Annotated in this window: 21 protein-coding genes; 10 read left to right on the top strand and 11 right to left on the bottom strand. The window is 61.9% G+C overall.

All coding sequences use genetic code 11. From position 1 onward, the window contains the following. Window positions 1–7: 7 nt before the first annotated feature. From MHK09_RS03610 to MHK09_RS03600, 3 genes are read right to left on the bottom strand one after another with little or no spacing between them, the layout of a single operon-like run. Entirely contained in the window at window positions 8–949 is a 942-nt protein-coding gene (locus tag MHK09_RS03610; protein WP_005322514.1) for an ABC transporter permease, read from the bottom strand. Further along, a complete protein-coding gene (locus MHK09_RS03605; protein WP_005322513.1) occupies window positions 946–2490 on the bottom strand; it encodes a sugar ABC transporter ATP-binding protein in 1545 nt (514 codons plus the stop codon). The genes MHK09_RS03610 and MHK09_RS03605 overlap by 4 nt, the downstream gene beginning before the upstream one ends. Then, window positions 2487–3476: a LacI family DNA-binding transcriptional regulator gene (locus tag MHK09_RS03600; protein ID WP_250412684.1), complete on the bottom strand. Its 990-nt coding sequence runs from the start codon at window positions 3474–3476 to the stop codon at window positions 2487–2489. Before MHK09_RS03600 ends, MHK09_RS03605 begins: the two co-directional genes overlap by 4 nt. A 130-nt stretch (window positions 3477–3606) precedes the next feature. On the opposite strand from MHK09_RS03600, the gene MHK09_RS03595 reads away from it, so the two are divergent. The 6 genes from MHK09_RS03595 to galK all read left to right on the top strand — a co-directional run bounded on the left by MHK09_RS03595 (window position 3607) and on the right by galK (window position 9346). Next, window positions 3607–4050 (top strand): YdcF family protein, encoded by a 444-nt coding sequence (locus tag MHK09_RS03595; RefSeq protein ID WP_005322511.1) that lies wholly within the window; start codon window positions 3607–3609, stop codon window positions 4048–4050. Window positions 4051–4246: 196 nt separating this feature from the next. Next, window positions 4247–5146, top strand: a complete 900-nt coding sequence (locus tag MHK09_RS03590; RefSeq protein ID WP_005322510.1) for an aldose epimerase family protein — start codon at window positions 4247–4249, stop codon at window positions 5144–5146. Between the two features lie 11 nt (window positions 5147–5157). After that, a complete protein-coding gene (locus tag MHK09_RS03585) occupies window positions 5158–6807 on the top strand; it encodes a sodium:solute symporter family protein (protein ID WP_250412683.1) in 1650 nt (549 codons plus the stop codon). A gap of 10 nt (window positions 6808–6817) precedes the next feature. Further along, complete coding sequence (locus MHK09_RS03580; RefSeq protein WP_250408862.1) at window positions 6818–7060, top strand: cell wall anchor protein; 243 nt, start codon at window positions 6818–6820, stop codon at window positions 7058–7060. Beyond that, the gene (gene galT / locus MHK09_RS03575; RefSeq protein WP_005326682.1) at window positions 7060–8154 is read left to right on the top strand and encodes a galactose-1-phosphate uridylyltransferase; all 1095 of its coding nucleotides are present in this window, start codon (window positions 7060–7062) and stop codon (window positions 8152–8154) included. The genes MHK09_RS03580 and galT overlap by 1 nt, the downstream gene beginning before the upstream one ends. Beyond that, window positions 8147–9346 carry a galactokinase gene (gene galK / locus MHK09_RS03570; protein ID WP_250412682.1) on the top strand — a complete coding sequence of 400 codons (1200 nt, stop codon included), beginning with the start codon at window positions 8147–8149 and terminating at the stop codon, window positions 9344–9346. The genes galT and galK overlap by 8 nt, the downstream gene beginning before the upstream one ends. 170 nt (window positions 9347–9516) lie before the next feature. Here galK and MHK09_RS03565 read toward each other — a convergent pair whose 3' ends face one another. Then, entirely contained in the window at window positions 9517–10560 is a 1044-nt protein-coding gene (locus MHK09_RS03565) for an RNase H family protein (RefSeq protein WP_005322505.1), read from the bottom strand. A gap of 251 nt (window positions 10561–10811) precedes the next feature. Here MHK09_RS03565 and MHK09_RS03560 point away from each other — a divergent pair, with 251 nt between their 5' ends. The 3 genes from MHK09_RS03560 (at window position 10812) to MHK09_RS03550 (ending at window position 13834) form a co-directional block, all read left to right on the top strand. Then, window positions 10812–11714, top strand: a complete 903-nt coding sequence (locus MHK09_RS03560; protein WP_250408869.1) for a DUF559 domain-containing protein — start codon at window positions 10812–10814, stop codon at window positions 11712–11714. Between the two features lie 186 nt (window positions 11715–11900). Next, on the top strand, window positions 11901–13064 hold the full coding sequence (locus tag MHK09_RS03555; RefSeq protein ID WP_150851636.1) for an NRAMP family divalent metal transporter: 1164 nt from the start codon (window positions 11901–11903) through the stop codon (window positions 13062–13064). Next, window positions 13064–13834 (top strand): putative hydro-lyase, encoded by a 771-nt coding sequence (locus MHK09_RS03550; RefSeq protein WP_150851634.1) that lies wholly within the window; start codon window positions 13064–13066, stop codon window positions 13832–13834. Before MHK09_RS03555 ends, MHK09_RS03550 begins: the two co-directional genes overlap by 1 nt. On the opposite strand, the gene MHK09_RS03545 is transcribed toward MHK09_RS03550, so the two are convergent. The 6 genes from MHK09_RS03545 to MHK09_RS03520 form a co-directional block, all read right to left on the bottom strand. Beyond that, the gene (locus MHK09_RS03545; RefSeq protein ID WP_250412681.1) at window positions 13831–14451 is read right to left on the bottom strand and encodes a GntR family transcriptional regulator; all 621 of its coding nucleotides are present in this window, start codon (window positions 14449–14451) and stop codon (window positions 13831–13833) included. The two genes, MHK09_RS03550 and MHK09_RS03545, sit on opposite strands and share 4 nt — an antisense overlap. Window positions 14452–14519: 68 nt before the next feature. Continuing rightward, window positions 14520–16301 (bottom strand): acetyl/propionyl/methylcrotonyl-CoA carboxylase subunit alpha, encoded by a 1782-nt coding sequence (locus MHK09_RS03540; protein ID WP_005326671.1) that lies wholly within the window; start codon window positions 16299–16301, stop codon window positions 14520–14522. Further along, window positions 16291–17865, bottom strand: a complete 1575-nt coding sequence (locus MHK09_RS03535; RefSeq protein WP_250412680.1) for a 5-oxoprolinase subunit B/C family protein — start codon at window positions 17863–17865, stop codon at window positions 16291–16293. Before MHK09_RS03535 ends, MHK09_RS03540 begins: the two co-directional genes overlap by 11 nt. Then, a complete protein-coding gene (locus MHK09_RS03530) occupies window positions 17865–18626 on the bottom strand; it encodes a LamB/YcsF family protein (protein WP_150851629.1) in 762 nt (253 codons plus the stop codon). The genes MHK09_RS03535 and MHK09_RS03530 overlap by 1 nt, the downstream gene beginning before the upstream one ends. A gap of 212 nt (window positions 18627–18838) precedes the next feature. After that, window positions 18839–19402: a CAP domain-containing protein gene (locus MHK09_RS03525; RefSeq protein ID WP_005326665.1), complete on the bottom strand. Its 564-nt coding sequence runs from the start codon at window positions 19400–19402 to the stop codon at window positions 18839–18841. A gap of 562 nt (window positions 19403–19964) precedes the next feature. Beyond that, entirely contained in the window at window positions 19965–21872 is a 1908-nt protein-coding gene (locus tag MHK09_RS03520) for a fructose-specific PTS transporter subunit EIIC (RefSeq protein ID WP_285440132.1), read from the bottom strand. A gap of 95 nt (window positions 21873–21967) precedes the next feature. Here MHK09_RS03520 and MHK09_RS03515 point away from each other — a divergent pair, with 95 nt between their 5' ends. Then, complete coding sequence (locus MHK09_RS03515; protein WP_250412678.1) at window positions 21968–22477, top strand: 2'-5' RNA ligase family protein; 510 nt, start codon at window positions 21968–21970, stop codon at window positions 22475–22477. Here the strand turns inward: MHK09_RS03515 and MHK09_RS03510 are convergent. Continuing rightward, entirely contained in the window at window positions 22474–23667 is a 1194-nt protein-coding gene (locus MHK09_RS03510) for an amidase (protein WP_250412677.1), read from the bottom strand. The genes MHK09_RS03515 and MHK09_RS03510 overlap by 4 nt on opposite strands. Between the last annotated feature and the right edge of the window lie 175 nt (window positions 23668–23842).

Below are 23842 nucleotides of genomic sequence, written 5' to 3'. Positions count from 1 at the left end.
GTGCTCCTTAGTTGGCCGTCTTATTGCGGATGACGTCGAAGCCGACGGCCAGCGCGATGACCAGGCCGATGACGATCTGCTGCCAAAAAGAGGAGACGTTGAGCAGGTTCAAGCCATTGCGGATGACCGCTAGCAAGATCGCGCCGACCAGTGTGCCGGTGGCCTTGCCCTGACCACCGGAGAGCGAGGCGCCGCCGATGACGACGGCCGCGATGGCATCGAGCTCATAGCCGGTGCCGGCCTGCGGCTGTGCGGATTCGAGGCGGCCGGCCATGACCATGCCGGCCCAGGCGGCGAAGAAACCGGAGAGCGCGAAGACGGCGATCTGGATGCGCTTGACCGGCAGGCCCGAGAGGCGGGCGGCCTCCAGGTTGCCGCCGATGGCGTACATGGAACGGCCGAGCACCGTGCGCTCCAAGATGAACCAGCAGATGAGCCCGGCGATGACCATCATGATGATGGGCACGGGGAAACCGGCGATATCGCCACCAAAGGTATTGACGGACGGGGCGGTTTCAATCGGCGAGCCCTGGGAGATGACCAGGGTGAGGCCGCGGGCGATGGACATCATGGCCAGCGTCGCGATGAAGGAGGGGATCTTGCCCCACGCGGTGGCCATGCCGCAGATGGCACCGGCCAGCGCGCCCACGATGAGGCCGAGGAGCAGGGTGAGCCAGCCAGGCAGCCCCGCGGTGGAGAACATATAGGCAGAGACCATGGCGCCGAGCGCGGCGACCGAGCCCACCGAGAGGTCGATGCCGGCGGTGACGATGACAAAGGTCATGCCGAAGGCCAAGATGGCTACCGTGGCGGCCTGGATGCCGATATTGAGCAGGTTCGCCACGGTAAGGAAGTACGGCGTAGCGATAAACAGCGCGATGCACAGGGCAATGAGGCCGACGAGCGCGCCATTATTCATCGCCCAGTTAACTACTCGATTCTTGGTCATGCTTCATCCTTGGGGTTAGTGCCGGCAGGCGCGGCAGCAGAGGCAGAGGTAGAAGAGGTCACATTGGATACGGCAAAGGCCATGACCTCGTCTTGGGTGGAGTCCTTGGGTAGCTGGCCGGCGAGTTGGCCGCCGGACATGACGAGGATGCGGTCGGACATGCCGAGCACCTCGGGCAGATCGGAAGAGGCCATAAGCACGGCGCCCCCGGCAGCGGTGACCTCATTGATGATGTTGTAAATCTCCACCTTGGCGCCAACGTCGACGCCGCGGGTGGGCTCATCGAGGAGGAGGACCTTGGAGCCGGCCAGTACCCAGCGGCCAAAGACCGCCTTTTGTTGGTTGCCGCCGGATAGGTTCCGGATGGGCTGGGAGAGATCGGCCATGCGGATGCGCAGCTTCTCCGCTACGTCACCGGCGCGGCGGCGTTGGCCGCTGCGGTCTGCCAGCCCTGCCTTAGCGGTGGGGTAGAGGGTGGCGAATCCGAGGTTATCGCCCACCGAGGCGTCCAGAACTAGTGCTTGGGATTTGCGGTCTTCGGGGATATGGCCCACGCCGGCACGGATGGCGGCGCGAATATCGCCGCTGCGCAGCTGGGTGCCGCCAACGCGAATGGTGCCGGAATCGTATGGGTCAGCGCCCGCGATGGCGCGAATGATTTCGGTGCGGCCGGCGCCCACGAGCCCGGCGAGGCCAACGACTTCGCCGGCATGGACGGTGAAGGTGACGTCGTGAAAGGCGCCGTCGGCAGTCAGCTCGGAGACCTCCAACAGGGCCTCGCCGCGCTCGGGAGGAACCTCGCGCGGGTACTGGTTTTCAATCTCGCGGCCGACCATGAGGCGCACCAGTTCGTCTTCGTCCGTATCGGCCGGGACCTCGGCGATGAAAGAGCCATCGCGCAGCACGCTGATGGTCTCTGCAATGCGCGCCAGCTCTTCCAGGTGGTGGCTGATAAAGACCATGGCCACGCCCTTGGCCTTGAGTTCCTCGAGCACGGCAAAGAGTGCATCAACCTCCTTGCCGGTGAGCGCGGCCGTGGGCTCATCCAAGATGAGGATGCGCGCGTTCATGGACAGCGCCTTGGCGATTTCTACGAGCTGCTGTTTGGCCACACCCAGCTCACCCACCGGCATGTCTAGGTCCACGTCCAAGCCAATAAGGTGCAGTGCCGCTTGGGCTTGTGCCTTGAGGTGCTTGCGATTGACCAATCCAAAGCGGCGTGGGGTGCGCCCAAGCATGATGTTCTCGGCCACGGACATGGTGGGCACAAGGTTGAGCTCTTGGTGGATGGTGGCGATTCCCAGCGCCTCAGAGGCCTTGGTATCTGGGATCTTCACCTCTGTGCCATCTACCAGGATGCGGCCGGAATCTGGTTCGTGCACTCCGGCAATCATCTTGATGAGGGTGGACTTGCCGGCGCCATTTTCACCCAACAAGGCCTGCACCTGGCCGCGGCGGACGGTGAGGTCTACCCCCTTAATGACCTCCACCGGGCCGAAGGATTTGGTGACATTGTCCAGGCGCAACACGCAGTCACTCATGGCGTGGCTCCATCGAGTTGGTGGGCGGTGGACATGCGCGGGATGTAGCGGGTTTCTAGCACCTCGCCTTCCGGTTGGTGCTTTTCATTGATGGCCGCGATGAGCTTGGCCGTGGCGGTCTCGCCCATTCTGGCAACATCCTGGTCCACCACTGAGATAGGGGAGGGTTGGAAGCGCAGGTAGATGAAGTCATCGAAGCCGACGAGCGCGATTTCTTCTCCGATGCGCTTGCCCGCATTATGGCAGGCCTCCAGCGCGCCGGCCGTCATCATGGAATCGCCGGCAATGAGCGCGGTGACGCCTTCTTGTAGGAGTGCGAGGGCTCCTTTATAGCCCTCGCGGTGGCGGTAGCTGCCGTGGTGGATATGGGTAGGCATGCCGCGGGTGGCGGCCTTGAAGGCTTGGAGGCGCTGGCGGCCGGTGGAGGTTTCCTGCGGCCCGGAAAGGTAACCGATATGCGTGTGCCCCTTCTCTTTGAGCTGTTCCACGGCTTGTTTCATGCCCGTGTGGGGGTCTGATAGCACTGCTGGAATCTGGCCCAGGGCGCGGTCAATGAGCACGAGCGGGCGGTAAGCGCGTGCCTGCTCCAGCGCTTCTTCGGCGCCTTCGAGAGGTACCGCGATAATGCCGTCTACCTGGCGTTCCATCAGGGCATCGAGGGACTTGACTAGACGCTGCGGTTCCTCGCCGCAACTGGTAATCATCGTGGCGAGTCCCTGCTTATCGGCGGCCTCTTCAATGGCTGCGGCCATTGCGGCGAAGTAGGCATTATCTAGGCTGGGGATGACCAAGCCGATGGCGTTAGATCGGGAGCTGCGCAATGCTCGGGCCTGGGCATTGGGCCTATAGTTGAGCTTGATGGCCGTGTCCTTGACGCGTTGGCGCGTGGACTCCGAGATGGCTGGGTTCCCCGAGAGCGAACGGGACGCGGTGGAAATGGATACTCCAGCAGCAGCGGCCACGTCCTTGAGGGTGGTTCCGGCCATGCTGTCCTCCTTGGTTTGGGCGTGTGAGCCGGCTTCCGGCCCTCCTGAGTGCAATCGATTGCACATTTGAGTTAAAGGTACGGCTATTTCCATCTTCCTGTCAAGAGCCGGCAAGTCTATGCTGGTATCCATGTCTGACCCGCTCCTTGTTTTGGGCTCCCGCGTAACCCACGGCTATCCCGGCGCCATGCTGCGCTCGCGCCTAGACAAGGCGTTGGCGCTCTATAGCGGTCAGCAGATTATTGTCTCCGGCCGCGGTGAGGCGGGTCCCATGGCTACATACCTCATTGAACGCGGCGTGCCGGCCGAGCGGGTAGTGGTGGAGCCGGAAGCCACGAGTACTAATGAAAATCTAGAAAATGCCCACCGCTTGGCCCCGGATGCCGTATTGCACGTGGTGACCAACGATTTTCATATCCTGCGCACGGCGCTGTGGGCCTGGCACCTCGGCATTGCCGTGCAACTGCATCCCGCGCGCACCCCGTGGCGGTTGATGCCGCGCAATTACCTGCGCGAAGTCCTCGCCACTCCTCACTCAGCGGCGCGAATAGTGTGGCGACGGATGCGGGGATAGCGCTCCTGCCTCGGTGTAGCGGCCCGCTGCCCACAGGCGCCTCCAACCCCGAAAGAGGTTAACAAGCGGTTAACTCCACTGCGGTGAGCAGCTGAAATAGAAGGTATTCGCGGGTAGTTATGCAAACGATTGACCGGCGCTTTGCCGTACTCCTAGGCTAAATCCAACGAAAGTTATAGCCAGAAAGGTCTTTGTTATGACCAGTGGAGGAGCGGCTGGCCCTGACGCTGACTACCCCAGCGTCGCACTTGCCCATGGCGATTATGCGGCAGAGATTGGTCTATTCGGCGGTACACTCAAAGCGCTGACCTATCGCGGCGCGCCCTTAGTAGAAAGCTACGAAGGCAAGCCGCCGCTGATGGCCGGAGTGGTGCTGGCGCCGTGGCCCAATCGCACCGAAGATGGCTGGTTTGAATGGCAGGGGACCGCCCACCAGCTAGAGATCACGGAGCCGGAGCGCAATAACGCCATCCATGGATTCGCGGTGGATTGGTGGCGCGTCACGGAACGCTCGGACAACCGGGTGGCTCTTGCCTTTGATATTGAGCCGCGCCAGGGCTGGCCGTGGGCGATTCAACTAGAGGCCACCTACGCCCTCGATGAGCGGGGATTGCACCACCAGCTCACCGCCCGCACCGCGGAACCCGGCGAGGTTCCCTTCGCCTATGGGCTGCACCTCTACCTCTCCCCACAGGGAGCTGGGGCGGAGGAGGCGGTGCTCAGTGTGGACGTCGGCAAGCGCTACTTGCTAGGCGCCCGCAACCTGCCTACGGGAAAGACGGAGCAGGTGCGCATTGTTAATCAGCCCATCGCCGAGGTGGACTGGGACGATTGCTTCCACGGCGAAGGCCCACTGACGGCCGTGTATTCGGCCGGCGGAAAGGGTGTGCGCCTGGAGATGGGCGAAGGCCTGAACTGGGTGCAGATGTTTACCCCGGCCGATTTCCCGCGGGCAGGTGGCCCCGGCAAGGCATTAGCCGTGGAGCCCATGAGCGCGCCGCCGAATGCGCTGCGCAGCGGGGAAGACCTCGCGCGCCTGAGCGCTCAGAACCCGCAGAGATTCACGCTGCGCCTTGCAGCAGAGAACAATAACTAGAAAGGTCAGCCATGGAGACTGCTGAATCCGTATTGAGGCTCGATGCCTCCTGGGTGGACTACTTCTTGGTAGCCATCTACTTCCTCTTCGTGCTAGGCATCGGCTGGGCCGCCAAGGCCCGAGTGTCTAGCTCCATCGACTTCTTCCTCTCCGGCCGGGGACTGCCAGCCTGGGTGACCGGACTGGCCTTCGTCTCGGCCAACCTGGGTGCCGTGGAAATCATTGGTATGTCCGCCAATGGCGTGGAGTACGGCTTCCAAACCATGCACTACTTCTGGATCGGCGCCATCCCGGCCATGGTCTTTTTGGGCATTGTGATGATGCCGTTCTACTACGGCTCCAAGGTGCGCTCGGTGCCGGAGTTCATGCGCAAGCGCTTTGGCAACGCCGCGCACCTGGTCAATGCGATTTCTTTCGCCGTGGCCCAGCTGCTTATTGCCGGCGTGAACCTGTACTTGCTGGCCACCATCGTAGAGGCCCTGCTGGGCTGGCAGATGTGGGTATCGCTCCTCGTGGCCGGCATCATCGTGCTGTCCTATATCACCCTGGGCGGACTTTCGGCCGCCATCTATAACGAGGTGCTGCAGTTCTTCGTCATCATCGCCGCACTCGCCCCGCTGACCATCATTGGTTTGAACCGCGTTGGTGGTTGGAGCGGGCTGAAGGACGCGGTGGCCCAGGAATCGCACTTCCACACTTGGCCGGGCACGGATATCTCCGGTTTTGAGAATCCCGTGTGGTCCGTCATCGGCATCGTGCTGGGCCTCGGCTTCGTGCTTTCTTTTGGTTACTGGACCACCAACTTCGTGGAAGTTCAGCGCGCCATGGCCTCCGATTCCATTTCCGCCGCCCGTAAGACGCCGATTATCGGCGCCTTCCCCAAGATGTTCGTGCCCTTCCTCGTGGTCATTCCAGGCATGGTTGCCTCCGTTTCCGTGGCCGACTTGATGGAGGAGCGCGCGGAGCCCAACGACGCCATCTTGCTGCTCATGCGCGACCTTTTGCCTAATGGCCTGCTGGGCGTGGCGATCGCCGGCCTGCTCGCTTCCTTCATGGCCGGCATGGCCGCGAATATCTCGGCCTTTAATACCGTCATCTCCTATGACATCTGGCAGACCTATGTGGTCAAGGACCGCGAGGATGACTACTACCTGAAGTTCGGCCGCATCGCCACGATTATCGCCACCGCTATTGCCATCTTTACCGCGCTGCTCGCGCAAAACTTTGGCAATATCATGGACTACCTGCAAACCCTGTTTGGCTTCTTCAATGCGCCGCTGTTTGCCACCTTCATTCTGGGCATGTTCTGGAAGCGCATGACCCCGCACGCCGGTTGGTCCGGTCTTGTGGCCGGTACCGCTTCCGCCATCGCTTTCTGGTACGTCGCATCCTTCACGGACATGATCAACCTGCCGGGCCAAGGCACGGCCTTTGTGGCGGCCGGTGTGGCCTTCGTGGTGGATATCCTGGTATCCATCGTGGTCACCCTGTTTACACAGCCCAAGCCGGATAGCGAGCTGGTAGGCTTCGTCTCTTCCGTGACCCCCAAGGACCACTTTGAGGACTACACCGAAAAGTCCTTGCCGTGGTACCAGCAGACCGTCCCGCTGGGCATCATTTGCCTGGTGATGGCCGTAGCCCTCAACGTTATCTTCGCCTAAGGAGCCCAACATGTCTGAGAAAAAGCGCGCGGGCGCATTTGACCTGCGCAACGTCATCGCCGCACTCCTCGGCCTCTACGGCCTGATTTTGCTTGGCTGCTATTTCTTCCTTGACCCAGGCATCAACCCGGATACCGGGCAGGCGAAGAACGCTACCGATAACCTATGGGCAAGCCTTGCTTTGCTGGCCGTGGCCGCTGCCTTTGTGCTGTGGGCACGCCTGAAGCCCATCACCATCCCAGGAGAAAACTAATGGTTGAGATTACCTCTGCCACGCTTGCCGACGGCCGCGAGATCCTCTACTTCGACGACCAGCCCCACCCCGACCGCGTGCTTGTCGACGCCCGCGACATCCCCACCGTTGCCCCCGCTTCCGAAATGCGCCGGGATCCCCTAACGGGGGATTGGGTGGCCTTTGCCGCCCACCGCATGAACCGCACCTTCTTGCCACCGGCCAACGAGAACCCGCTGGCGCCTACGCGCGAAGGCCAGCTGCCCACGGAGATCCCCAGCCCCAGCTATGACGTGGTGGTCTTTGAAAACCGCTTCCCGTCCTTTGCCACCACCGCGGACATCGAGCATCCGGAGGACGATAACCTGCTCGGCATGGTGCCGCGCCTTCCTGCCCGCGCCCGCTGCGAGGTGGTCTGCTTTACCGAGGACCCAGCCCTATCCTTCAAGGACCTGCCGGAATCGCGCATCCGCACCGTCATCGAGGCCTGGGCTCACCGCACCGCCGCACTATCCCAGATCGACGGCGTGGAGCAGGTATTCCCCTTTGAAAACCGCGGCGAAGAAATAGGCGTGACCCTCCAGCACCCGCACGGCCAGATCTACTCCTATCCATTCCTCTCGCCCCGCCTGCGGTCCATTGTGGATTCCGCCCGCGCCTATGACGGCGACCTCTTCCAGGATCTCCTCGATCGTGAGCGCGCCGCCGGTACCCGCATCATTGCTGAGACCGAGCACTTCACCGTCTTTGTTCCCGCCGCCGCCAAATGGCCGCTGGAAGCCATGGTCATGCCCAATGAGGAGGTTCCCGATTTCGCCGCGCTTTCCGGCGCCCAACGTGCCGACCTCGCGCCCCTCCTCAAGAAGCTGTACTCCGCCGTGGACCGCTTCTTCGATGGCGTGGACAAGACCCCGTATATCGCCGGCTGGACCCAGGCGCCGGTGGATCCGGACCTGCGCCCCGGCATCCGCATGCACCTGCAGCTCTTTTCGCTCATGCGATCGCCCGGCCGCATGAAGTACCTTGCCGGTTCCGAGTCCTCGCAGGCCGTGTGGATCAATGACACCACCCCGGAGCGCATCGCCGCCCGCTTCAAGGAGATCTGGGATGCTTAACTGGATTGACACCCGCAGCGATGCGGAGCTTGCCGCCGCAGCCCGCGACCTCTTCGCCGCTACCTTCCCGGACGCGCCCGAGCCCGGCGGCGTGTGGGCCGCCCCCGGCCGCGTCAACCTCATCGGCGAGCACATCGATTACGCCGGCGGCGCCTCCATCCCCTTTGCGCTGGAACAAAACACCGCCGTCGCCGTCGCACCCCGCACCGATGGCCTTCTCCGGATGGCCTCCGAATTCGACGGCAGCGTCGCCCAAGCCAGCCTCCCACTCTCCGAAGTCCGTCCCGGCCACCCTTCCGACTGGTCCGGCTACGTCGCCGGCACCGTCTGGGCCGCCACTGCCGCGGACGTTCTGACCTGCGCCGGCCTCGATATTGCCATCGTCTCCGATGTCCCCGTCGGCTCTGGTCTGTCCAGCTCCGCCGCCCTCGAGTGCTCCGTTGCCGTGGCCGCCTACGAGCTTTGCCACGGCAAAGCTCCCGATGACGCCGCCCGCGCGCAGCTGGCCCAGGCTTGCATCCGCGCCGAAAACGAGGTGGTTGGCGCCTCTACCGGCGGCCTGGACCAAAACGCCAGCCTCTTCGGTCAGCGTGGAAAGGCCCTCTTCCTGGATTTTGCCACCGGCGCCGTCGAGCGCGTGCCGTTCAATATCGAGGCCCAGGACATGGTGCTGCTTATCGCGGACACCAATGCCCCGCACACGCTTTCCGACGGCCAATATGCCTCCCGCCGCGGCATCATCGACGCCGTCCAGTCTGCCGCCGGCCACACCATTCGCGAAATCCCGGATGCCGTCGCCTTTGCCGCCACCGTCAACCCCGCCGACGCGGAACTCTACCGCTGCCGCGTGCGCCACGTGGTGGACGAAACCGCTCGCACCCTCGACGCCGCCACCGCGCTCACCTCTTCCGACCTGGCAAAGTTCCGCCGCCTCATGCGCGAAAGCCACCTTTCCCTGCGCGACCTGTACGAAGTCACCACTCCGGAACTCGACTCCGCCTTCACCGCGGCCGGTGAACTCGGTGCCCGCATGACTGGTGGCGGCTTCGGCGGCGCCGTCATCGCGCTCATCCCGCGCTCCGCCGTCGAGTCCACCGCCGAAGCCATCCACGACGCCGCGGCATCCCGCGGCTTCCCAGGACCCACCTTCTTGGTGGCCCGCCCGGGAGACGGCGCCCGCCGCCTGGCTTAAGCTCCGCAGGCCGGCTCGGCTCGGTCGCGACCCCCAGCGCGCCTCTCGTCGTTAGGTCCATACTGATCAGGCTGATCTGAAGGCTGGGCCGCCTCAGATCGGCCCTAACTCCCTCAATTCGGCCTGATCAGATCAGCCCTAAGCCTGTCCCAAAGCCCTAAGCGTTCGGATCACAACGCCGAGAGAGCTTTCTGAATCCCCTCGCGCAGCGTCTCGCGAGACTGCTTCATCGGATGCGCAATCGCGCGCAACCCCATGTACGCAATCTGGTCGGCCGCCCGATTCAGCGGATCGCCCGCATGCCCGAGCACACGGCGAATGTCGACCTCGCATTGGCCTTGGATATCGCCCCAAGCTTGCTGGAATCGGGACCGCGCACCCGAAGACACCCCTCGCCACGTGCGCCCCGGCCGTGATGCTTTAGAGCCGCGCTTATGCACAATCTGCTCGACCGCCTCCAAAGCGGCTACGGAATCTGACTCAATAACCGCCTTGCGAGCACCCACCTTGAGCAGGTATTTCAGCGCAAGCGTCAGTGCTTCGAGCTCAAGCTCATCCGTGCTCGCCTTGGTTTCTCGAGTCCGTAACCGGTAGTCGCCGTTTCCCGCAACGAAGCACATCGACCCCTTGAATACGGTATCCGAGGAAGCATCGGTGGCTATGCGCACCACGTCGCCCTCGGCCCACGAGGAGGCGCGCGAGAAGTTCGGCCACCAGTGTGCTTTCGGCGTCTCTACCTGTGTCGCTTGCTTCTTTTTCGGCGCCTCACCCATCTTGCGCGCCTTGCGTGCGGTGATGCCGGCTTGTTTTCTGCGCACGGAGCTCGCGCTCTTCGAAGCCCTATTTTCTTCCGCAAAGCTTCCCGTCACCGTGAAACCGTCGGCCGTGAGTGCCGCTCGCAATGCATTTTGCCTGCGACCAGTGACAATCCACACTCGTCCGTCGAGTCCCTTGAGCACGCGTTTGACCTCGCGCACGGCGATATCGACGATATCGCCCTTCTTCGTTTGGCCGCGGCGCACAAAACGCGTCTGCTTGGTATTGACCGCGATGACCCAGCCTTCGATGGTGCCGTTGGGGGCGGAATCCCAACGCTCGTCCCAGAGCGCGACCGCAACGTGGATTGGTGCCGAGACCATATCCGAGGTGATCTTGCGGGTGCCGTAGGTGCGCGATTGCGTACCGGTTAGTTCTGAGAGCTCGATGGGTTCCATTATCTCTAGTAAAGCACGGTTAACCGCGCTGCTGAATTATCCCCCACACCGCCGCTGTGAACTGCTTCTCCTTAGGTCGAATGTGATCGAGCCGATCTGAGCACAACCCGCCCTCAATTCAGCCTCAACGCCCTCAATTCGGCCCGATCACCTTGGACCTAATATTCCGACCCCCACTCAAGGCCCTCGGAAATTCACCTTCCTGAGCCTCATGACGCGTGCCCCGCCCCGCCAGCCGCGAAGATGAAACCATGATTACAGATCACTTCATCAACCTTCGTTACGCCGGAGCCGAAAGTCCGCACCATTTAGCTCTCCAGAGCGGTGAGCTCACCCAGATAGCGCCCTGGATCGCCGTACCCACAGCCACCTGGAGGCAATGGGTACGCCATAAACAACAATTCGCCAAAGTAGCCGCTGCCGGGTGGAGCACCCACCGCGCCGTCCTCATCAGCAAATCGGCCGCGCGGCTGTGGGGAATATGGGTAATTTCCAGGGAAGGGGAGGAGGTGGAGTTAGCGGTGCCTTCGGGAAGCGTTCCCCCACGCAGACTCACCCCGAAAGGCTACCGTTACCGCCGGGTAAAGTCCCTTCAAGAATCCACGGTGTCGATTGCGGGTGTGCGCGCCACGAATCCCGCCCGCACCTGCCTCGAAATCGCCCGGCTACACGGCTTCCCAGATGGCCTGGTAGCTACTGATTCTGCCCTCGGCCGACACGACGTCACTACATACGACCTGCGCGAAGAACTGGCAAAAATGCAGCGCACGAGGGGACAAGCAGCCATGCGTAAGGTTATCGAGCACGCGTACGGCGGATCGGAATCGCCCTATGAGTCCTATCTGCGAGCCCTCATTATTGAGCGTTTCCCGCAGGTGAAAATTGAGCCCCAGAAATCGCTGCTCGGGAAATATCGGGCGGATCTTTGTCTCGATGGCTGGCTGGTTGTCGAGGTCGATGGCGATGCCAAATATGACGGTACCTATGGCGAGGCGCCCGCTTACGTGGTCAAGCAGCAGATAAAGAGGCAGCGAGCGCTAGAAAACCGCGGATACGTGGTGCTGCGCTTTGGCCCCAGCGATATGAAAGCGCCGGACGACGCATTGCGGATAATCGCCAGCCACCTGGAAAAACGAACGAGAAAAGTAGCCTAGATCACCCCCGCGCCACCCCACAACGCATAAAAGTTGTTGAACAAAAGGCATAGCAACCTTTAAGATGATGCGCATCACAAATTAATGCGACCTGCATCACGAAAGGTGAATCTAGTGAGTGCTGAGACATCACACGCCACTCCGGCGCAGGCGGGGGACAAGACCCCGCCCAAGGGCCTCGGCGCCATGGCCGGTGCCATGTTCCTCATGGCCACCTCCGCCATCGGTCCGGGATTTTTGACCCAGACCTCGGTCTTTACCGTGCAGATGGGAGCATCCTTCGCATTTGCGATTATGCTGTCCATCCTCGTGGACATCGCTATCCAGCTCAATGTGTGGCGAGTTCTCTGCGTGACCGGCATGCGCGCCAATACCTTGGGCAATACCGTGCTCCCTGGCCTGGGCTGGGTGCTTGCCGTATTCGTGTTCATCGGCGGCGCAGTCTTCAATATTGGCAATATCGCCGGTTCTGGCCTGGGCATTAATGCGATGCTGGGCATCGATTCGCGCATCGGCGGCGTCATTGCCGCGGCCATCGCGATCTTTATCTTCCTCTCCAAGAAGGCGGGCATGGCGCTTGACCGTCTCGTTGCGGTCCTCGGCGCGGTCATGATCCTGCTGATGCTCTACGTTGCGGTGGTCAGCCAGCCACCGGTGGGGGAGGCGCTCAAGAATACCGTCGCGCCGGGCGAGATCGACTTCTTCGTCATCACCACCATCATTGGTGGCACCGTGGGTGGTTATATCACCTTTGCCGGCGCGCACCGCCTCATCGATTCCGGCCACACCGGCGTGGAAAACGTCAAAAACATTACCTATACCTCGGTAAGCGGCATCGTGGTCACCGGCATCATGCGTATGCTCCTTTTCTTGGCCGTTCTCGGTGTGGTCGCCACCGGCGTGGCGCTTTCGGACGACAACACCGCGGCCGATGCCTTCTACAATGCCGCCGGCGAGTTTGGCCTGCGTGCCTTCGGCGTGGTCCTCTTCGCGGCCGGTTTGTCCTCGGTTATCGGCGCCGCCTATACCTCGGTATCCTTCGTGACCTCCCAGGACACCTCAACGCGCACCCGCAATATCTTCACCATTATCTTCATTGCGGTGTGCACGGTAGTCTTCGTGGCCATCAACTCCGCGCCACAGAAGTTGCTCATCTTCGCCGGCGCCATCAATGGCCTGATCCTGCCCATCGGTTTCGCCCTCGTGATGTGGGTCGCCTGGCGCCGCCGCGACCTCCTGCAGGGCTATAAGTATCCTAAGTGGTTGCTCATCATTGGCGCCCTGGCGTGGGTACTCACCATCTTCATCGGCTTCAAGGCTTTCTCGGGTATCACCGAGCTGTGGGCATAATGCAGACCCCAGAGCAGGTGCGCGAGTATGCGCGCAGCCATGACATGGCCACCACCGCCGGGCATGCCCGCGGTTTCATGCAGGCTAACTTGCTGGCCGTGCCGCAGGAATACGCCTTTGACTTCTTGCTCTTTGCCCAGCGTAATCCCAAGCCATGCCCGATTGTGGGCGTGCTGGAAGCCGGTCAGTACACCTCCGAGCTGCTGCCGGGTGGGGACATCCGCACCGATATTCCGGCCTACCGTGTCTTTGAAAACGGCGAGCATACAGCCACGCTTGCCGACGCCACCTCGTACTACACCCCAGACATGGTTAGCTTCCTCATCGGTTGCTCTTTTACCTTTGAGACTGCGCTGCAGGATAACGGCATTGAGGTCGCGCACATTGCCCAGCAGCGCAACGTGCCGATGTTTAAAACCACGATTCCCACCACCCCGGCCGGTGTCTTTTCCGGGCCCATGGTGGTCTCCATGCGCCCGATTCCGGCCGCGCAGGCCTCCGATGCCGTGCGGATTACCTCCCGTTACCCATCAGTTCACGGCGCCCCGGTCCACGTGGGTGACCCGGCGGCCATTGGCATTGAGGACTTGAACCGTCCGGACTTTGGCGATCCGGGCGAAGTGCCGGAGGGTTGCCTGCCGGTCTTTTGGGCCTGTGGTGTGACCCCGCAGGCCATCGTGATGGAATCTAAGCCGCGCTTAGCTATTACGCACGCACCGGGCCAGATGCTCGTGACCAACGCCCGCGATCAAGATTTTCTCATTCCTTAATCGTCCAGCACGGCGAGGATCTTCTCGCAGGTATTCATGAGGCTGTCATGCGAAAGCGTGGCGGCCTCGAGGCGTTTTCCATCTGCGATAAGCGTGGCCAAGGTGATATTGCCTTGAATGTGGTCCGCATGCAGCTGAGGGTAGCGCGGGATTGCTAGCAAGAAGGTGAGCCGCATGCGGGCGAGCAGGTTATCCATCTGCTCATTAAGGGTGGGCGAGCCCAGCGAGGCCACCAAATTCCGGTGAAATTGCTGGTTAATGGAGGAGACTTCGTTATGCTCGCCGCGCGCGGCGTAATCAAAGGCGGAGGAAGTGAGGGTAACGAGCGAGGGGGCATCAGCAAACTCGCCCCAGCGCACCGCCGCGGGCTCGATGGCTGCGCGGGCGGCAAAGAGGTCGCGGATATAGTCTGCATCGGGCGTCGCAAGGAAAACACCCCGGTTAGGGATGCGTTCCACAATGCGTTCCGCGGCCAGCCTAGTGAAGGACTCGCGGAGGGTATTGCGCGAGCAGTGAAAGCGCTCGGCCGCCTTGACCTCGCTGAGCTGCTCGCCCGGCTGAAACTCGCCGGCGGAGATGGCCTCGCGCAACTCGGAGGCGACAGACTGGGAAAGCATGACCACAACTGTACTAAAAAGTTATGCACCTCACATTGAAGATGGGGTGCATAACGATGGCGCGAGCGCTAATCGATGGTCGCGATGACCTTGGAGGAATCCAGACGGTCACCTTCTGCGGCCAGGAGCTTGATGGTACCGCCGCGCGGAGCCTTGATGGCCGATTCCATCTTCATGGCCTCGACGGTGGCGATGGCATCGCCCTCGGCCACGGTATCGCCGTCCGCAACGTTCCAGGCCACGAGGTTGGCCTCGAACGGGGAGGTGACCGCATTGTCATCGGTGGACTGCGCGCCGGCCGAAGACGGCGCGGTGGAGGCAGAACCACCAGCTGAGGCGGCGCCCGGCGCAGCGAGGAAGTCCACGGGGACGCCGACGTTGACCAGCTTGCCGTCGATTTCTACGGCCACATTGCGGCGCTGGGTGTAGATGGCCTCGACCTTTTCCACCTGGTTGGTGGCAGACGGGCGGTAGTTGTGATCCACCCAGTCCGTAAACACGCCGATCTCGGAGGCGCCGGCGGCAGCGGCATCGTCTGCTGGGGCGGCGGTGCCGATGAGCGCAGGCTCATCCATCATGTCGCGGTGGAACGGCAGCACGGTGCGCACGCCGGTGACGGTGAACTCGCGCAGGGCAAAGCGGGCGCGGGCCAGGGCGATTTCGCGGGTCGGGCCCCACACCACCAGCTTGGCAATCAGGGAGTCATAGTACGGCGGGATGATAGAGCCAGAGCGCACCGCGGAATCTACGCGGATACCCGGGCCGGTCGGCGGCTCGAAGGAGACGATGGTGCCGGGGCACGGGGCGAAGCCATTGAGGATGTCCTCGGCATTGATACGGAATTCAAAAGCATGGCCGTGGGACTGCGGATCCTCATCGAAGGACAGCGGCTCGCCGGCCGCGATGCGGAACTGCTCGGCGATGATATCGGTGCCGGTGACTACCTCGGTAACTGGGTGTTCGACCTGCACACGAGTATTAACCTCGAGGAAGGAAATGGTGCCGTCCTCGGAAACGATGTATTCCACGGTGCCGGCGCCGGTGTAACCCACCTTGGAACAAATGGAGCGGGCGCCTTCGATGATGCCGTTGCGTTGGGCGTCGGAAAGCGCGGGCGCCGGAGCCTCCTCAATGAGCTTTTGGAAGCGGCGCTGGGTGGAGCAATCGCGGGTGCCGAGCACGCGCACATTGCCGTGCGTATCGGCCAGCACCTGGGCCTCGACGTGGCGCGGGTGGGTGAGGAACTTCTCCACATAGCACTCGGCGCGGCCGAAAGCCTCCATGGCCTCGCGGCCGGCAGAGTTGAACGCACCCTCGATCTCTTCCATATTGTCCACGACCTTCAAGCCGCGTCCGCCACCGCCATAAGCGGCCTTGATGGCGATGGGCAGGCCATGCTCTTCGGCGAAGGCGCGGGCCTCCTGCCAGTCATCGATGGGATCGGAGGTACCCGGTGCCAGCGGCGCGCCGACCTCCTCGGCCACGCGGCGCGCAGCGATCTTGTCACCGAGCAACTCGATGGACTCCGGGGAAGGGCCAATCCAGATCATGCCGGCCTCGGTAACCGTGCGGGCAAAGTCGGCGTTTTCGGACAAGAAGCCGTAGCCCGGGTGGATGGCATCGGCACCGGCGCGCACCGCGATATCGAGTAGCGCGGGCACGTTCATGTAGGTATCGGCCGCGGTATTGCCCGGCAGCGCATAAGCTTCATCGGCTACCTGGGTATGCAGGGCACCTGCGTCCGCTTCGGAGTAAATGGCGATGGACTTAATGCCCAGGTCGCGGGCGACGCGGGCGATACGCACGGCAATCTCGCCGCGGTTAGCAATGAGGACGGTCTTAATCTGCATTCTTATCTCCAGTGTTCAAGGCTTGGGGTGCTACGAGTTCAAAGTTCACGCGCGCGCCGGGTGGCAGCTGCGCGGCGATATCAATATCTTCTTCCAATACGGTGGCGATGACCGGGTAACCGCCGGTCACGGCATGATCGCGCAGGAAGACTACGGGCTTGCCATTGGGCGGGATTTGGATCGAGCCGGCGACCATGCCCTCAGAGGGGAGCTCGCCGTCCTTGACGCGTTCAATCGGTTCTTCGCCATCGAGGCGCAGGCCCACGCGGTTGGAATCCGAGGTGACGGTCCACTCGGTATCCAGGAAGGCGGAGACATTATCGCCAAACCAGTCATCGCGCGGTCCGAGCACGCAGCGCAAGGTGGCGCGGGTTTTGCCGTCGGAGCTTTCACGCACGCGCAGTGGGTTGGCTAGCTGGGCGTCGGTCATGCCGGTAGAGCGCGGCAGCACGCCGATGACATCGCCGGTGGTGACCGGGTCCGGGCCCAGGCCAGAAAGGACATCGGTGGCCGCGGAGCCGAGCTCGGATTCGGCAATGATGCCGCCGCGGATGGCCACGTAATTGCGCATGCCCACCGTTGCGGGGTCCACCGTGACGGTTTGCCCGGCCGTGACCAGCACGGGGCGGGCGAGGTGAACCGGCATCTCGCCAAGGCGCACACGCGCCGTCGCGCCGGTGACGCAAATGACGGTATCGGTGAGCGCGTGGAGCTTAATGCCGCCGATATTCTCCAGCACCGTTGCCCCGCGCGGGTTGCCCACGGCCACATTGGCGGTCGCGGCTGCGGCGCGGTCGGCAGCACCGGAGGGAGTCACGCCGAGATCGCCCACACCGGGGCGGCCCAGGTCTTGGTAGAGGGTGAGCAGGCCGGCATCGATAACCTCCATGCGCGGCAAGCGGGCAGGGGCGCGCTTCGAGCGGGCAGAGTGATCAACAAGCTCCGGCAGCTTATCCACGCTGCGATAGCGCACGCGGTCGCCCGGCTGTACCAGCGCCGGCGGGTTGGCATTGGAATCCCACATCGGCGTATTGGTGGTGCCCAAAAGCTGCCAGCCGCCCGGGGAAACGCGCGGGTACACTGCGGAAAACTCGCCCGCAATGCCTACGGCGCCGGCCGGCACCGCGGTACGGGGACTGGAGCGGCGTGGCACAGCACGCGCCTGGGAGGGCTCCGACGGCGCACAGTAGGTAAAGCCCGGGGCAAAGCCACCGAATGCCGCGGTCCACTCGGTAGAGGTATGCCAGTCAATGAGCGCCTCGCGCGAAAGGCCCAGCAGGTCCGCGGCCTCGTCCACATCCTCGCCGTCATAGAGCACATCGATTTCTACCGTTCGGGCCTCCGCAGCCGTCGCGGCGGCAGGGGAGAAGTCCTGCAGGAATTCCGCTGCATCGCGCGCCGAATCCGGCGCTTCAAACGTCAGCAGCAGGGTGGTGGCGGCCGCGATGCAGTCCACCTGATTCTTCAACGGCTTGGCAGAAAGCGCCGCGTGCCAATCCATCACCTGGTTCAATCCATCCAGGTCAATGAGCAACGCGCGCGTGCCCACAAAATTAATGTGCATTAGATAAAGCTCCGAATCTCGATGCCTTCTTCCCGCAGGCGCTCCACCACGCCGCGCAGCAGCTTCACCGCGCCGGGCGAATCGCCGTGGGTGCATACGGATTGCGCATCCACCTCTAACTTCGTGCCATCCACGGCCGTAATCGACCCGGTCTGCGCCACCTCAAGAACTCGCTGCACCACCTCATCGGCACTGCCAAGCACCGCATTGGCTTCCTTGCGCGAGACCAGCGTGCCATCGGGGTTGTAGTTGCGGTCCGCAAAAGCCTCACGGATGACGTTAAGCCCGCTGCGCTTGGCGACGTCCACCGCTACACCCCCTGGCAGTAACATCACCGGCAAGCCTCCGAAGGCCTTAATGCCCTTGATGACGGCTTCTGCTTGCGCCTCATCTTTCACGATTGCGTTATACATCGCACCGTGTGGCTTCACATAGGAAACCTTGGTGCCATTGGCGCGGGCCAAAGCGTCGAGCGCGCCAATTTGGTAGGTCACCTCGTCTGCAAGCTCGTCCGGGTTGTAATCGATAAAACGGCGGCCGAAACCCGCGGCGTCGTTATAACCCACGTGCGCGCCTACGGTCACGCCTGCTTCTGCTGCCGCCTTGAGGGTGCAGGCAATCGAGTGCGGGTCGCCCGCATGGAAGCCGGTGGCCACGTTTGCGGAGGACACCATCTCCAGCATTGCCGTGTCATCTGCGACCGGGTTGCCTGCAGTAGTCTCTCCCAAATCCGCATTGAGATCGATATGGAGCGAGGACATTCAACACCGTCCTTAAGATTGTTGAACAATTCGAATGTCATTAAGTGTAACCCTCGCCACTGCCATTTGTGAAGGCGGTTACGTTTCATTTACCCGCGTGCGCACCCCCACCTAGGTGCGAGAAAACCGCCCCGCCCCGGGTAAGAGGTCCGGGAGGAGGCGGCGTGGCCCGCTAGAGCCCAAGGGCCCGAAGGCCCTAGCTTGTGAAATCTTTAGCGGCCGTAGTTCTGGACAGCGTAGAGCTTGCCCTCAGAGTTGACGGCAACACCAACGCCGATGGTCTTGGCACGCGGGTCGAGCATGATCTTGCGGTGGCCCGGGGATTCGTACCAGAGCTTAACCAGCTGTGCATCGGAGTAGTCGCTCCATGCCTGCAGTACGTTCTCGCCGCCGGCCGGGATATTGGAAGGGTAGTAGTTCCAGTGCTGTGGGCGGTGGCTGAGCTTATTGGCGCGAACCAGCTGGTTGGCCCAATCCTGAGCCAGTCCATTGAGTGCGGCGTTGGCGCGAACCGGGCGCAGGCCGTGTGCCCGGCGGTAAGCGTTGGTGTGATTGATGATGCTCTGTACGCGGTTGGAGGCCGGAGCAACTGGCTTTGCAGCGGCAGCCGGAGCAGCAGGCAGGTTTACGGATGGTACCGGAAGGTTCACGCGACCGAAGCTGCTCAAAGAGCTCGATGCCTCTGCAGGGGCTACGCCAACACCGAGTGCGACGGCTGCTGCGAGTGCAGGAGCGACGAACTTCTTGGCGGAGAAGTGAACTTTGGGGGTGAACATGAGCGGTACCTTTCTACTGGAACCTAGCGGGAATCTATAAGGCGGGGATCTTGGAGTGTTAACGGCTAACTTCCGTTCCCCTTCACTTAAAAGTTAATCAATTCTGCCCGGGTAAAATCCAGCTGACCAGCAATTATTAGGATTCTTGAAGTTGATTTCGCGCAAAACTAATTGCCTCTTAGTTATTTCTCGATTTGAGCTAGGAAACCCCTAAATTCCCTCAGTGATGCCGCTCAGCTCCCCGCCCCCACGGGGGTAGATTTCAACCAATATCTCAGGTTCCCAGAGAAATGAGATTGTTTTAAGGTATACGGCCCTTGTTTTAAGTTCGTTGCTGGCAAATCCGGTGCGATTCTTGGCAAACCCTATAAGGAACCTTGTGGTTTTCTGTCCGCCTAAGGAACGTAAGAGAGCGCCATGACGAGGCCTGGTCTCGCATGAGGTTGCCTCACTACTGCTGTTCCTCCCGCGAAACCGCTACTGCGCCACATCTCTACGTAGTGTGGGCATAAGAAAAGCGCCCAGCGGGGAAATCGCTGAGCGCTTGCAGTTGCAAGACTATTTAGGCCTGAGTGGTTGCGGCCGCCTTGTCAGTCGCTGGTGCAGGGGAGAGTACCTGGGAAATGATGTCGGCAGCTTCCTTGCGGGTCTTCGCGCCGTGGAGTTGTGCGCGGAAGTCCTCCTTCATGATGTTGCGCGCCAGCTTGGACAGCAGCTTGAGGTGCTGCTTTCCAGCGTTATCCGGAACAGCAATAAGGAAGGCCAAGGTGGTCGGGTCTTCGCCCTCTGCCCACGTGACGCCGTGCGGCAGGCGGGCGAAGGCGAGCGTTGGTACCTTCACTCCGGCAGACCGAGCGTGCGGAATGGCCACGCCGTGGCCCACACCAGTGGAACGGGTAGATTCGCGCTTCAATGCGGCGCTAGCGACCGCCTCGGCATCAGACATGCGCGCGGAGGTGAGCTTCACCATGGAGCGAATGACCTCTTCGCTAGAAGAACCCAGATCTTTATCGAGGCTAATCGTATCGACTGCAACAAGTGGCTTATCCTTGCGCTGCGTCAATCCCACCAGCAGGAGAATAAGGCCAGCGCAAACAACGATGCCGGCAAGCATGGCGATAAAGAAGCCAACAACGTTATCTACCGCGCCGAGCACCGCGACGATCGGGCCGCCGTGCATGACGTGGTCTTGTGCACCGAAAAGACCGGCGAGCGCACCGGCTACGGCACCACCGGCAACATTGGCGGGGATGACCTGTAGCGGGCGTGCAGCCGCGAGCGGAATGGCGCCCTCGGTAATGCCGAAGAATCCCATGAACAACGCGGCGATGCCCGCATCCTTTTCGGCCTTGGTAAACCAGCGGCGGCGCAGGAGCGTAGCTACGCCCACGGCGAGGGGAGGTACGGCAATCGCACATGCCGCCATGCCCATCGGCGCCGCATTGCCGGCCGCGATCATGCCGCCGCCGAAGAGGAAAGCCGTTTTATTGAAGGGACCACCCATATCGAAGGCGATCATGGCGCCCAGGATAAGGCCTAGCACGATGACGGAGGAGCCCTGCATTCCAGCGAGATAGTTGGTCATTGCCTCGAACGCGGCCGAGACCGGTGCGCCAATGAGCAAGATGAAGACGAGCCCCACGATGAGCGTGGTGAAAATCGGGATAACGATGATGGGCCAAATCGGTGCGATGAACTTGTGTACCGGAATCTTTTTAATGGCAAGAGCCACATAACCGGACAAAATACCGGTGACAATGCCGCCCAAGAATCCGGCGCCCGCCTCAGAACCGTAAAGCGAGCCGGTGGTGGCGATGAGTCCGGTAATAAGGCCAGGCGCGAGGCCTGGTCGGTCCGCGATGCCTACCGCGATGTAGCCAGAGAGCACCGGAACCATCAAAGAGAACGCCAAAGCGCCGAGCTCATTGACTGTGTTCCAGAAGCTATCTTCCGGAATTGCCATGCCCTCAGGCGTGGGCGTGCCGCCGATGGACAGTGCCACCGCAATGAGCAGGCCACCGGTGACCACGAATGGGATCATGTGCGAGACGCCGTTCATCAGTGCCTTGTATAAGGTTTGACCTACGCTATTTTTACGCGGTGCCTCTTCCTCCGTTTTCTCGGAAGCGCCCGCCCAGCGCGAGGCGCTCAAGGACCTGCGGAGCAGTTCCTTCGGGTGTTTGATGGCCTCGTCCACGCCGGTGGCCTCGAGGCGCTTGCCGTGGAAGCGGTCCTTGGAAATGACCGTATCGGCACCAATGACAATGGCGTCGGCTTCGTCGATGTCTTGCTTGCTAAAGGTTCCCTCGACGCCGATGGAACCATGAGTTTCAATCTTGATGCGATAGCCCAGTTCTTGGGCGGCGGCTTCAAGGTTCCCGGCCGCCATATAGGTATGCGCGATGCCCGTCGGGCACGCCGTGATGGCGAGGATAAGGGGCGATGACTCTGTAGTACTCATGGCTCTCATTAAACGGCAATCGTTTGCGTTGACACAAGAGGAGGTTGCCTACTCGATGGCCGGTACGCTGGAGGCACTCCGCTATAGAAAGGGAACGCTCGCTCGTGAGTAAAGCATCGCCGGATAATATCTTGCTCTACCTGCCGAAAAAGCAGGAAGATCAGGTGCGCGACATTTTTGCCGGTCTTGCTGAGCGCGGCTTTCCCGTCCAGCATCAACGCCCGCACATTACGGTGACCTTTTCGCCGCACATGCAGCCGGAGGTGGTGGACTTGGCGGCCCAGCTGCTGCCGGCCGTCATCCCCGCGGATTTTCGCCGGGTAGGAAACGTCATTTTTGGCACCAAGCGTAAACAGACGGTGGCCTGGCTCCTGGAGACTACCGACGAGTTAGAGAGTGCCGCGCGAGAAATCAGCGCCGCCAATCCGGACGGGCGCGGGCCGCGCTGGACCCCGCACCTGACCATGGGTCTGCGCCTGCCGCGTGAAGAGGTCCCCGGCTATATCCAAGCGATGAACGAGCTCACCTCAGCGCACTTCAAGGAACTTACCGCCGTCGAGGCTGCCTTTTGGCGGCCGCGCACGCAGGAAAAGACCCTTCTAGCAGGGGCTTAGAGCAGGGCCTGCAGGGTGCGGGCAACGCGCAGGACGGTCAGGTCTTCGCCCGGCTTGCCGACGACCTGCACCGCATCACCCACTCCTTCTTCCTCTTCGCCGCGCAGCGGCACGGTAATAGCTGGCCATCCGAGCACATTGAAAGGCTCGGTCCAACGCCGCAGGCTCGCGGCCGATTCCGCGGCATTGTCTGGGGTGATATCGGACCACTTGAGGGGACCGGAATCGAGGGTAGGGGTGAGGATAATGGGGGCGTCGGCAAGCAGGGCAAGGGCTTCTTCGCGCAGCTTCTCTACGCCCCGTGCGGCCGCGTCGTAGTCTTCCTGGCTGATATTTTCCCCGCCCAGTACGCGCTGCAGAATCACGTCCTGGTACTTATCGCGCTGGTTCAGCAACGGCCGGTGGACGTCGTAGACCTCCTTCAGGCGCATCGGCTCGTAGAGCTCGGCCGTGGCGGCGATGGTGTCTTCCAAGTCCGCACCTTCGGTGAGCTCAAAGTCTGATCGTTCCAGCGCCGCCAGAAGATCGGAGAAGCGCTCGCCCTTGGCCTTAAGGGCCGTGACATCAACAGCGGAAACGTCCTGCGTCGCGGCCGGCTCCTCATCCGCACTGGCAATAAAAGCCTGCTCAATCAGGTCAATCGAGCTGGCAAAGAAACCAATGCAATCAAAGCTTGGGGCAAAGGGAAAGACTCCTTCGACCGGAATCACCCCAAAGGTGGGCTTGAACCCCAGCACACCCTGGCATGCGGCCGGCACGCGCACCGAGCCGGCGCTATCGGAGCCCACCGTAAGCTGCAGCGCCCCGCAAGCCACCAGTGCCGCCGAACCGGAGCTCGATCCGCCGCCGCACACCTCCGGATCGCGCGGGTTGATCACGCGACCATAAGCCGAGGCATCGCCCAAAATGCCATAGGAAAACTCTTGCAGGTTCGCCTTCGCGACCGGTAGCGCACCCTTCGCCGTCAAGCGCTGCACCACCGGCGCATCCTCGATTGGGGTGCGGCCCACATCGACAGTGGAGCCGCAGGTGGTGGGTACGCCCGCCACATCCACGATGTCCTTGAACGCCACCGGCTGTCCCTTAAGCGTGGGCGATTCCTCCACCGCGTGCTCATCAAACGGGATGACGGCAATCACCGCGTTAAATTCCTGCTGGGCGTGGTGCAGGCGATCAGAAACAGTAGACATAACGGGAGCTAAGTCCTTTCAACCTCGGCGTCCTAGGACGCTCACGATGTATTAGAAGAACGCAGATGTTACTACCGTACATCAGGGGAACGTTGTAGCAGCAAAGGCTGGAAGTGCGCGGGTTATGTGCCAAACGGTAACGGTGACCAGAGGCCTTATCCCCTTTACGTTGGGC

Source organism: Corynebacterium tuberculostearicum (genome assembly GCF_022347235.1).
In the GTDB taxonomy this organism is placed as follows: Bacteria; Actinomycetota; Actinomycetes; order Mycobacteriales; family Mycobacteriaceae; genus Corynebacterium; species Corynebacterium tuberculostearicum_F.
This window is presented reverse-complemented; position numbering and strand designations above follow the sequence as displayed.

What these genes read in the sequence shown, in the direction of transcription:
- MHK09_RS03610 (WP_005322514.1), bottom strand. Translation starts at nt 949, where the DNA reads ATGACCAAGAATCGAGTAGTTAACTGGGCGATGAATAATGGCGCGCTC.
- MHK09_RS03605 (WP_005322513.1), bottom strand. Translation starts at nt 2,490, where the DNA reads ATGAGTGACTGCGTGTTGCGCCTGGACAATGTCACCAAATCCTTCGGC.
- MHK09_RS03600 (WP_250412684.1), bottom strand. Translation starts at nt 3,476, where the DNA reads ATGGCCGGAACCACCCTCAAGGACGTGGCCGCTGCTGCTGGAGTATCC.
- MHK09_RS03595 (WP_005322511.1), top strand. Translation starts at nt 3,607, where the DNA reads ATGTCTGACCCGCTCCTTGTTTTGGGCTCCCGCGTAACCCACGGCTAT.
- MHK09_RS03590 (WP_005322510.1), top strand. Translation starts at nt 4,247, where the DNA reads ATGACCAGTGGAGGAGCGGCTGGCCCTGACGCTGACTACCCCAGCGTC.
- MHK09_RS03585 (WP_250412683.1), top strand. Translation starts at nt 5,158, where the DNA reads ATGGAGACTGCTGAATCCGTATTGAGGCTCGATGCCTCCTGGGTGGAC.
- MHK09_RS03580 (WP_250408862.1), top strand. Translation starts at nt 6,818, where the DNA reads ATGTCTGAGAAAAAGCGCGCGGGCGCATTTGACCTGCGCAACGTCATC.
- galT (WP_005326682.1), top strand. Translation starts at nt 7,060, where the DNA reads ATGGTTGAGATTACCTCTGCCACGCTTGCCGACGGCCGCGAGATCCTC.
- galK (WP_250412682.1), top strand. Translation starts at nt 8,147, where the DNA reads ATGCTTAACTGGATTGACACCCGCAGCGATGCGGAGCTTGCCGCCGCA.
- MHK09_RS03565 (WP_005322505.1), bottom strand. Translation starts at nt 10,560, where the DNA reads ATGGAACCCATCGAGCTCTCAGAACTAACCGGTACGCAATCGCGCACC.
- MHK09_RS03560 (WP_250408869.1), top strand. Translation starts at nt 10,812, where the DNA reads ATGATTACAGATCACTTCATCAACCTTCGTTACGCCGGAGCCGAAAGT.
- MHK09_RS03555 (WP_150851636.1), top strand. Translation starts at nt 11,901, where the DNA reads ATGGCCGGTGCCATGTTCCTCATGGCCACCTCCGCCATCGGTCCGGGA.
- MHK09_RS03550 (WP_150851634.1), top strand. Translation starts at nt 13,064, where the DNA reads ATGCAGACCCCAGAGCAGGTGCGCGAGTATGCGCGCAGCCATGACATG.
- MHK09_RS03545 (WP_250412681.1), bottom strand. Translation starts at nt 14,451, where the DNA reads ATGCTTTCCCAGTCTGTCGCCTCCGAGTTGCGCGAGGCCATCTCCGCC.
- MHK09_RS03540 (WP_005326671.1), bottom strand. Translation starts at nt 16,301, where the DNA reads ATGCAGATTAAGACCGTCCTCATTGCTAACCGCGGCGAGATTGCCGTG.
- MHK09_RS03535 (WP_250412680.1), bottom strand. Translation starts at nt 17,865, where the DNA reads ATGCACATTAATTTTGTGGGCACGCGCGCGTTGCTCATTGACCTGGAT.
- MHK09_RS03530 (WP_150851629.1), bottom strand. Translation starts at nt 18,626, where the DNA reads ATGTCCTCGCTCCATATCGATCTCAATGCGGATTTGGGAGAGACTACT.
- MHK09_RS03525 (WP_005326665.1), bottom strand. Translation starts at nt 19,402, where the DNA reads ATGTTCACCCCCAAAGTTCACTTCTCCGCCAAGAAGTTCGTCGCTCCT.
- MHK09_RS03520 (WP_285440132.1), bottom strand. Translation starts at nt 21,872, where the DNA reads ATGAGAGCCATGAGTACTACAGAGTCATCGCCCCTTATCCTCGCCATC.
- MHK09_RS03510 (WP_250412677.1), bottom strand. Translation starts at nt 23,667, where the DNA reads ATGTCTACTGTTTCTGATCGCCTGCACCACGCCCAGCAGGAATTTAAC.